Genomic DNA, 8,257 nt, shown 5'->3' with positions numbered 1-8,257 from the left:
AAAGCCCCGCCCATCCGCCTCAAAGCAGTCTCACTGCTCATGCAGCACTACAGGCCAGAAACACGCTCTAACCGCAGCATTGATGAGACTTCACACCCGCGGACACACCGAAGAAATCACCGTCGACGGCGAGACGGTGGTGGTGAAGTTGGGCGTGTGGGTCTCCAACACCAAGGCCAGGCGGGACAAACTCACCACGGAGCAGTTAGGCGCGCTACGGGAGTTGGGCATCGACTGGGTGTGATCTGGCCACCGCAGATGCCTCGAGCCACGCGGCTGCCATCGCTGGGTGTCCGCGTTGCCTGGGCTGGCGAAGCTATGCCTGCCAGCGGTGCGAGTAGCCCTCTCGCAGGGGCCCGCCGACCACTTCCAGGAACTCCTCCACTACAGCTGCCAGAGGAGCCGTGTCGGCCTGTTCTGCGACGGCTCGGTGTCCGTTCAGCAAGGCCGTCCCCCGTTCGGGGTCCGCGGCCAGAAGCCGGCGGGGCAGCCACTTGCCGATCCCCGTCCACGCGCCATGGTGGGCGGTGACGAGCTCGGCCGCCTCGCGCAGCACGTGGTCGGCGATGACCAGTTGCTCATGGCGGCTCGTCGGCGACGTGTCGACCAGGTCATCCAGATAACACGTCAGTACGTAACGGCCATGGCGCCACTGCTCGGCTGTCAGCGGAGGCGGTCCCATGGCAACGACCTCTTCCGCCAGTCGGCGAGTGCGCTCCACATGCCCGTACGGGTCGGTCAGTGCCAGGCCCTCGGCATAGACGAAGACCACTGTCGCCCGCCGCCGAACCCGGTCCCACTCGAAGAACTTGGGCACGTCCCCCACGGCGTTGACAAACACCTCCGCCAGTCGTCCGTCGTGACGGACCACCTCCCGGCCGGACACGGCGGAATCCGGGAGAAGGACACCAATGTCCAGATCACTGGCCGCAGTCGCACGTCCTTGGGCAACCGACCCACCGAGAACAGCTCCAAGAGCCTGCGGAAACAGTTCCTCGACCAGACGGCCAGCCTGGGCCAGTGCAACTTCTTGATCACTCATGGGCGTTCATCGTGCCAGCAGAAGATCTGCGGCATCCAGACATCAGCTGATCTCAAGGCACGAACCGCCGATCGGCGAGTTCCTCAAAGAGGTTCTACGTCTCACAGGCCGTAACCGATCAAGGGATATGACACAGCTACTGAAGCGGCAGAAACAGCCGGGCACCTGGGCACGGCTCCTGCCTGAGCAACAGGAACGACTGACCGTACTCGGCATCAAACCGCTTGAAGCGCCGGTTCCCGGCCCGGCGGCCGGACGGGCGGAGAAAGGGGCGAGCAAGGCGCAGCAGGCGTTCCAGCGGGGCCTGGCGGCGCTCGCGCAATGGGTGGAGCGAGAAGGAGTGCACCGGCCCGTACCCCGCGGTCACAGCGAAGAAATCGCGGTCGACGGCGAGGCGGAGCCAGTGACCGTGAGACTCGGTGTGTGGGTCTCCAATACCAAGGCTCGGCGGGACAAGCTCGGCGCGGAGCAGTTGGGCGCGCTACGGGAGTTGGGCATCGACTGGGTGTGATCTGGCCACGGTGCGGAACGGTGAGGTCAGGATCCTGAAACGCCTGTCGGGCACCACTGCGCCCGGCAGGATGTGCACATGCCATCCAGAATCAAGTTCAGCGGTGCCGAGAAAGACATGACTCTCGACGAGCTTGAAGAGGCCATCAAACATGCCCGCAACGCCGGCGCCACGGGCGACCGCTACGTGTACGCGGTCCTCAGCACCAGCGGGAAAATCAAAGAAGTAGGCGTCGACATCGGCGACGACCCCAGCTACTGACTCCCATCGCATCCAGGATCTGGTCCGCAGGGGCCGTTGGGCCGGTGTGCTCAGCGCTGGCCGTGCATTCCACGCTGCCCTGCGGCAGGTGCCCCGGCCCAACTTCCTTGATCTGCATACGCACCCGTGGGCCGTGGGCGACCGAGGCGCTTGGGGCGAGCAGGACGTCGACGTGATCACGGACCTCGCCGTGCCGTTCTCGGCTCTGCTGGAGCTGCGGCGCCCGGTGAAGCAGGACGCGGTCCAGTGGCCGGCTTGGAACGTCAGTCCAAGGTCTGCGTCAGCTCGCTACGGCTCGATGAGTGGACGATCCGGCCATGCGCCCCGTTGACGATCGGCAGGTAGGGCGGGATGTGGCCGCACTCGACGTCGGCGATGATCGGCACGTTCAGGGATCCGAGCGCGTCGAGGACCGCCTCCTGGTGGCTGAGGGAACTGTGGCCCCGTGTGCTGCTCCGGCCGACGAGGATCGCGTTCGCACGGTCGAAGAATCCGGCGAGCCTCATGCCGTGCAGGTTTCGGCAGATCGTGAAGACGTCGCTTCCCGCTTCCTCCGCGTACACGAGGAGCCCTTCCGGCGACTCATCGCGGGCGAAGGCGTCGGCATTGAGGGAGCCCGTCCCGGCGAGGTTGCAGAGCGCCTCGATGCAGCCCCCGATCAGCCTTCCCTCGGCCTCCACGTCGCCGGGGCCGTCGAGCCGGGTCCATGTGCCGGCGGTGTCAAGCGTGTATTCACGTACCTCGGGATGTCCGGCGAAGTCGTCGGAGCCTGTGGTCCGATGGCGGCCGGGCGGGTACTGCGTGAACCGGTGGCCCCGGGGTGCGGCGGCGATGTCGAGCCACGACAGCAGTCCCTCGGGGGAACACGGTAGGGCGTGTCCATGAGGGGCTGCTGTCGTGGAGTGTCGCTGTCCCGGTGAGCAGGGGCAGCGGTGCCATCAGGTTCGAAATGTCGGAGAAGCCGACGAGCCAGGTCGGCTCCGCCTCTGGCAGCCGCTCCCAGTCGAGCAGGAATCAGGTCGATCGCGGTCTCTCCGCCCCACGGCGGCACGACCGCCCGGATGGTGGGGTCGGTCAGCGTCGTCATCAGTTCACTCGCGCGGTCGGCGGCTGGGGCGCTCACGTGCCCCGAGCCATCCATGCACTCTCCAACGACAACCTCATAGCTGCGTCGCTGCACGTCACGGACGGCGACATGGAGCCGCTCCCGCAAGTCCTTCGGGACTCCGCTTGAGGGAGCGGTCACGCCGACACGGTCACCGGGGCGCAGGGGGCGCGGATTTCGAACCGGCATGCGGGGGATTCTGGCACAGTGCCCTCCCTGACCGGGACCCGGTTCCTGATCCCTCATCGGGCAACCCGCAAGTCATGTCAGCAGCTCAAAGGCGCCTGCTGGGAGGGTCGTTCACGGCTTCCGAACACCGCGTCACGGTCTGATCGTATGGGTGAACAACTCGATCCGGCGTTCCCCGTCGGCTTGCCCCGGTAGCGATGGGCGACGGCGTGCCGACGCCTCCTGGTGGCGCAGCGGCGATGATGGTGTCGAGGATCGCTTGCGATGCCTGTAGGTCCTCGATGGCGCGCGTGATGCGCTCGCCTTCCCGGCGAAGTTGGCCGAGCAGGTCCGGGCAGGTGGGAACGAGTTGCTCGCCGTGTGTCCGTATGCAGGGCAGTATCTGGGCGATCAGTGCGGTCGGAAGCCCTGCCGCGAGCAGACAGCGGATGCGGCGCACTGTCTCGACATCCGACTCGCCGTAGACGCGGTAGCCGCTGGGCAGCCGGCCGGGCGTCAGGAGTCCTTGCTGCTCGTAGTAGCGCAGCAGCCGCTCGTGGACCCCCGTACGCCGCACCATCTCCTTCATGCGCATGCCGTTCACCTGATTTCTTGCTCTCCTGGCCCACGCCGCGGCTTGACTCTGACACTGATGTCGGAGTTTAGCGTCGGCGTCATGACCGCTGATCACGCAATTCCCGGCTCTCACCTCGATGTTCTCGTGCAGGGGCGCGGCCCCGCGCTGCTGCTCGCGCACGGTGCCGGCGGCGGCATCGAGGGGAACTTCGGCCTCGTCCTCGATGACCTCGCCCAGGACCACACCCTCGTCGGCCCGCACTACCCCGGCGCGGGCGGCTCTGCCGTGGCCACCGAGCCCCTGGACCTGGACGACCTCGCCGACCGCCTGGTCGCGGCCGCCGTCGCGGCCGGCCAGGACTCGTTCGCCGTCCTCGGGGAATCCCTCGGCAGCGCCGTGGCCGTCCGGATCGCCACACGGCACCCCGGCCGCGTCCGGGCTCTCGTCCTCACCGCCGGCTTCGCCACCGCGGACCCCGTCCTGGCGCTCGCCGCACAGCTGATCAAGTCCCTGGCAGCCGCGGGTCAGTGGGAGGACGTGGCACGGCTTGCTCTCCTGTCCTGCATGTCCCCGGCGGACCTGGCGGGCCTCGAGCCGGCCGCTCTCGATGAACCGGTCGCCCAGACCCTGGCCGCGATGCCGCCCGGCATGCTGGACCACTTCGACCTGGTGTCCCGCGTGGACGTCCGGGCCGACCTGGCGCAGGTGTCCGCACCCACCCTGGTGGTGGCGCCCACCGGCGACCGGCTGGTACTGCCCGAAAGCTCCTGCCGCCTGGCGGCCGGCATCCCGGGAGCCCAGCTGATCGAACTGCCCGGCGCCGCCCACATCCTGAACCCGTCGGACCGGGCGACCTGGCTCCGCCACGTACGCGACTTCCTCGCCGCACTCCCCGCGCTGTCGGCGTGAGCGCGCCACTCCTCACGGATCAAGCCCGTGGCGCCCCCTGGGCTCCCGTGGCCCCGTGACCGGGCAGCTCCGGGCGGATCCGAACTGACCTGCCCTCGCTTCACGGCCCCGCGCGGCCGTCGTGCCTGCCGGACAGCCGCTGTCACTCCCCGTCGACGACGATCCGGTTGAGCGGGGTGTCCAGCACGAAGAGACCGGGCGGCCGCTGCTCGATGGGCGGCGCCTGCAAGGGAAGGATCTCGAACGTCGCCTCGCGGCCGCGGTATTCGCGGTCCCAGGTACGGATCAGGCCGGTGACGTGTGCGGCGAGTTGCGCGCTGCCGGGGCCGTGGCCGATGACGCCGAACTCCCACAGCCTGCCGCCGTCGGGGGCCGGGCGATCCAGCGGGCGGCGGGCGAGGCAGGTGACCGCTCCCCCGTCCACGGGCGGGGTGGGCGTAGCCGCGGACCCGGTTGATGGCGGGTTCGTGCTCGCGGCCGGTGAACGGCGAAGCGCACGAGGGCCAGGGCGCGGTCACGGCGGCTCGGGCTTCCCCGTCGGAGTCGAAACCGCCGTTGGCGCAGTGGGTTCTGCACAGGACCGGCACCGTGGTCCGGCCGCCCGGGCGTTTGCGGGCCCGTCAGGGCACGGCTACAGGTCGAACTCGAGGTGTTCGATGTCGGTGAAGCGGACTTCTTCCAGGCTGCCGGCGCGGCGGCCGCCGTCCTGGAAGTACACCTCTTTGAGGGCGTCGGCGGCGATCTGCTGGAGTTCGCGGTCGCAGGCGCCGGCCTGTTGGGCGTCGAGGAGGCGGGCGGCGTGGGCGGGGGGCAGGGCGACGGTCAGGTGCCGGATGCGGTCCTGGTCGGTGGAGCCGATGGGTGCGGTGTAGCCCAGGCGGGCGCGGGTGTCGAGGACGAGGCCGTCGGTGCTGGCGGCCCGCTGCCGGGCCCTGGCGCGGATTTTCGGCTGCCAGCGTTGTTTCACCTCGCGGTCCAGGCGGGCGGCGAGGTGCGGGCGCGGTTTTTTGATCTGGTCCTTCACGTAGCGTTCGACGGTGCGCTGGGAGATGCCCAGCAGGTGGGCGGCGGCGCGGGTGCCGCCCACCTGCTTGACCAGGTAGCGCATCTGCGGGCCCGCGTTCTTGGGGGCCGGGCGGGTGAAGGCCTTTTGCACGGCGGCGTCCAGGCCGTCGGCGAACCGGTTCATCGCCTGCTCCTACTCGCCGCTGTCGATGTCGGTGACGGTGCCGTCCTTGATGTAGCGGGCGAGGTTGAGGCCGGGGGCGGTGAAGCGCTCGCGGACCTCCTCGCCCCACAGGACGGACTGGGTGCCTTCGTGTTTGACCAGGCCGGGGTTGATGCCGAGTTTGAAGCCGCCGGGCAGCGGCCTGCCCTGCCGGTAGGGCAGGAAGTCCAGCGGTGAGGGCCCGTTCGAGGCGTAGACGACACAGTCGGACAGGACCGCGATGGGGTACTGGCCGGTGAACGCCGCATGCTTGAGGATCTTGCGGTGCAGGTTGATGCGGGTGCGGGCGATGACCGCCGCGCGGATGTCGGGCCGCCAGGTCGGCCGTGACAGGGCGCGCCAGGGCTCGCCCGGCCGCCATCCCTCGCCGCGGGGGCGTTCGCGCAGCTTGCCCAGGCCGCCCTTGACGGTGGCCTTGATGGCCGAGGCGACGAGCGCCAGCCCGGGGTCGCGGTCCCGGTAGCCGTCCATCGCCGTGAGGAAGTCCTCGGGCGCCAGGTCGGCGGTGACCCCCAGGTCGGCCATCGTGGCCAGGTGGGCGTCGCGCAGCCGCTGGTACCAGCCGTCCAGGTAGCGGCCGTGGTCGTGGCGCACCCAGGCCTCCAGCGGGCTCACCTCGTAGCCGAGCTCGACGGCGTAGGCGACGGTGGGTGTCGCGTACCAGGCCGGGCCCGTCGGGTGGTCGCCCTTCGGGGTGAACGGGGAGGGCAGCAGCGAGGCGTCCAGCTGCACCCACGTGTCCTTGGCCGTCTTCACGCGGGAGAGGTCGACGTGGGAGAGGTCGACCAGCCAGCTGCCGGGCAGTTTCGCGTCGAAGTCCGGGCGCGTTGCGTGGGTGGGCGCGCCGAGGCCGACGGTCAGGCCGTTGGCGCCGGCCGCGAAGGCCATGTTGACGTCGATGCCGACCAGGTGGCGCAGGGTGCACTCGGCGTCGGTCATCGGGCGCGCCCAGTCACAGGCCTCCTCGAACAGCTTTTCCGCCGGGCCGCGGACGTGGAAGCGGGGCAGGTCCTTGAGCAGCGGGTGGCCGTCGGGGGCCTCGCAGGGCGCCGGGTCGACCGGATCCCTGCCCAGCGAGCCGGGGTTGTGCTCGGAGTGCCGGATGCCGTCGGCGTCCGGGGCGGAGGCCCGCGTGGGCGGGTGCAGTGCGGTCATCAGCTCCAGGCCGGTCACCGCACTCGAGCCGCGCGGTGTCATGACCCGGGAGGCGTACACGCCCAGGACGCGGGCGAGTTCGGCCGGTGAAAGCCGGGCTGCCTCTGCCCAGTGCCGGGCATCCAGGGCGTGCCAGGCGGGGATGCACAGCTGTACGCACGCCCGCTCCGCACCCTGCGCGGGGCGGTAGATCCGCGCCCACGGTCCCAAGCCGCGCTTGGTCAGCTTCCACTGCGCGCGGGCCAGCTGCCTGACAACCTTGTGGCCCTCCGGGAGGCGGCCGGCGAGGCGCTCCTCGTCGGTGAGGGCGGCCGGGAGGCCGTAGCGCTCCAGGGCTTTCTCGGTGAGCACGAGCAGCGGGTCGGCGTCCTTGCCCGGCCCGGACAGCCGGGGCTGGCCGAGCCGGGCCTCCGTGAGCGTCCAGTCCACCAGGGCCGGGAGGCTCTTGGCGGGCACGTCCAGGACCAGGCCGCCGGTGCAGTGCGCCACCGTCCGGCCGTCGGCATTCAGGTCGACGACGGCGAGCGGGCCGTTCGCGAACCGCGGATCGCGGTCGCCGGCCGGAGTGCCAGTCGCAGTGCCAGTCGCAGTGCCAGTCGAGGCCGCCTTCCTTGCAGCGGGGCGGCGGGGGGCCGGCGACGGGCCGGCGGCGTGCGCCGGGGCGGGCGCGGCGGACGGGCGGTTCTCGACGGACGGGGCGGCAGGGCCGGGCGGAGCGGACGGGACGGTCTCGGCGGCCGGGCTGGTCTCAGCGCTGGTCTCGGCGGGCGGGGTGGTCTCGGGTTCCGGCCCGGTTGCTGCCGCAGACGCCTGGCCCGCGGGCGCGGCCGGGTCCGGGGCGTGCGTGCCGGGGACCGCCGCCGGGTCCGGGGTGTCCGGTTCCGCCGGGGCGGGGTAGAGCTGGGCGAGCTGATCCAGCAGCCGCGCGTACGCCTCCCGTTCGGGGCCGCGCGGCTCGGTCGGCTTCTTCACCGACTCCCAGCCCGACACCGTGGCGCGGCGCACCTTCAGCGCGGCAGCCACCTGATCCAGCGTCAGGCCGTGCGCGACGCGCAGCCGCTTGCGCTCACCCGCGGGCGGCAGCGGCGCACGCGACGCCACCAGCGCGTCGACCGCGTCGAACAACTCCGACATCGAACACCTCCTGCCCCGCACCCTACCCACCGGACCGGACACTTCGCGTTCCTTGACCGTACGGGTCGCGTACGCGCGGCGAGTTGGCCGGGCGGGTGGAGGCGGGGGCGGGGCGGGGGCGGGGTGGCGATGCTCTGCCTCGCACCGAGGACCCGCCGGGTGTCTCT

The 8,257-nt window shown here is 70.7% G+C and carries 6 protein-coding genes and 4 pseudogenes; 4 read left to right on the top strand and 6 right to left on the bottom strand.

Annotation, left to right across the window (positions count from 1 at the left end; all coding sequences use genetic code 11):
• Positions 1-82: 82 nt before the first annotated feature.
• Positions 83-244 (top strand): hypothetical protein, encoded by a 162-nt coding sequence (locus ACZ7L4_RS42770; RefSeq protein ID WP_472110681.1) that lies wholly within the window; start codon positions 83-85, stop codon positions 242-244.
• 72 nt (positions 245-316) lie between these two features.
• Here ACZ7L4_RS42770 and ACZ7L4_RS42765 read toward each other — a convergent pair whose 3' ends face one another.
• Complete coding sequence (locus ACZ7L4_RS42765; RefSeq protein WP_472110679.1) at positions 317-1,042, bottom strand: nucleotidyltransferase domain-containing protein; 726 nt, start codon at positions 1,040-1,042, stop codon at positions 317-319.
• Positions 1,043-1,181: 139 nt separating this feature from the next.
• On the opposite strand from ACZ7L4_RS42765, the pseudogene ACZ7L4_RS42760 reads away from it, so the two are divergent.
• Together ACZ7L4_RS42760 and ACZ7L4_RS42755 are read left to right on the top strand one after the other, a co-directional pair.
• Positions 1,182-1,553 (top strand): annotated as a pseudogene (locus ACZ7L4_RS42760) (helicase associated domain-containing protein); the annotation flags it as partial.
• 78 nt (positions 1,554-1,631) lie between these two features.
• On the top strand, positions 1,632-1,814 hold the full coding sequence (locus ACZ7L4_RS42755; protein WP_472110677.1) for a hypothetical protein: 183 nt from the start codon (positions 1,632-1,634) through the stop codon (positions 1,812-1,814).
• A 263-nt stretch (positions 1,815-2,077) separates the two neighbouring features.
• On the opposite strand, the pseudogene ACZ7L4_RS42750 reads toward ACZ7L4_RS42755, so the two are convergent.
• Together ACZ7L4_RS42750 and ACZ7L4_RS42745 are read right to left on the bottom strand one after the other, a co-directional pair.
• Positions 2,078-3,108: pseudogene (locus tag ACZ7L4_RS42750) on the bottom strand (S66 family peptidase).
• 217 nt (positions 3,109-3,325) lie between these two features.
• Positions 3,326-3,682, bottom strand: a pseudogene (locus ACZ7L4_RS42745) (MerR family transcriptional regulator); the annotation flags it as partial.
• Between the two features lie 81 nt (positions 3,683-3,763).
• Between ACZ7L4_RS42745 and ACZ7L4_RS42740 the strand changes: the two are divergent.
• On the top strand, positions 3,764-4,573 hold the full coding sequence (locus tag ACZ7L4_RS42740) for an alpha/beta fold hydrolase (protein WP_472110675.1): 810 nt from the start codon (positions 3,764-3,766) through the stop codon (positions 4,571-4,573).
• A gap of 142 nt (positions 4,574-4,715) precedes the next feature.
• On the opposite strand, the pseudogene ACZ7L4_RS42735 reads toward ACZ7L4_RS42740, so the two are convergent.
• The 3 genes and pseudogenes from ACZ7L4_RS42735 to tap all read right to left on the bottom strand — a co-directional run.
• A pseudogene (locus ACZ7L4_RS42735) lies at positions 4,716-5,006 on the bottom strand (methyltransferase, FxLD system); the annotation flags it as partial.
• A 198-nt stretch (positions 5,007-5,204) separates the two neighbouring features.
• On the bottom strand, positions 5,205-5,762 hold the full coding sequence (gene tpg / locus ACZ7L4_RS42730) for a telomere-protecting terminal protein Tpg (protein ID WP_472110673.1): 558 nt from the start codon (positions 5,760-5,762) through the stop codon (positions 5,205-5,207).
• A 9-nt stretch (positions 5,763-5,771) separates the two neighbouring features.
• On the bottom strand, positions 5,772-8,090 hold the full coding sequence (tap, locus tag ACZ7L4_RS42725; protein ID WP_472110671.1) for a telomere-associated protein Tap: 2,319 nt from the start codon (positions 8,088-8,090) through the stop codon (positions 5,772-5,774).
• Between the last annotated feature and the right edge of the window lie 167 nt (positions 8,091-8,257).

It is taken from the genome of Streptomyces sp. NPDC107575, from assembly GCF_055657265.1.
Note: the sequence above shows the minus strand (reverse complement) of the source record. Positions and strands in the feature narration are given on the sequence as shown.

Bases quoted from the DNA above. Each gene is read 5' to 3' on its own strand.
- tpg (WP_472110673.1), bottom strand. From the start codon at position 5,762: ATGAACCGGTTCGCCGACGGCCTGGACGCCGCCGTGCAAAAGGCCTTC.
- ACZ7L4_RS42765 (WP_472110679.1), bottom strand. From the start codon at position 1,042: ATGAGTGATCAAGAAGTTGCACTGGCCCAGGCTGGCCGTCTGGTCGAG.
- ACZ7L4_RS42755 (WP_472110677.1), top strand. From the start codon at position 1,632: ATGCCATCCAGAATCAAGTTCAGCGGTGCCGAGAAAGACATGACTCTC.
- ACZ7L4_RS42770 (WP_472110681.1), top strand. From the start codon at position 83: ATGAGACTTCACACCCGCGGACACACCGAAGAAATCACCGTCGACGGC.
- ACZ7L4_RS42740 (WP_472110675.1), top strand. From the start codon at position 3,764: ATGACCGCTGATCACGCAATTCCCGGCTCTCACCTCGATGTTCTCGTG.
- tap (WP_472110671.1), bottom strand. From the start codon at position 8,090: ATGTCGGAGTTGTTCGACGCGGTCGACGCGCTGGTGGCGTCGCGTGCG.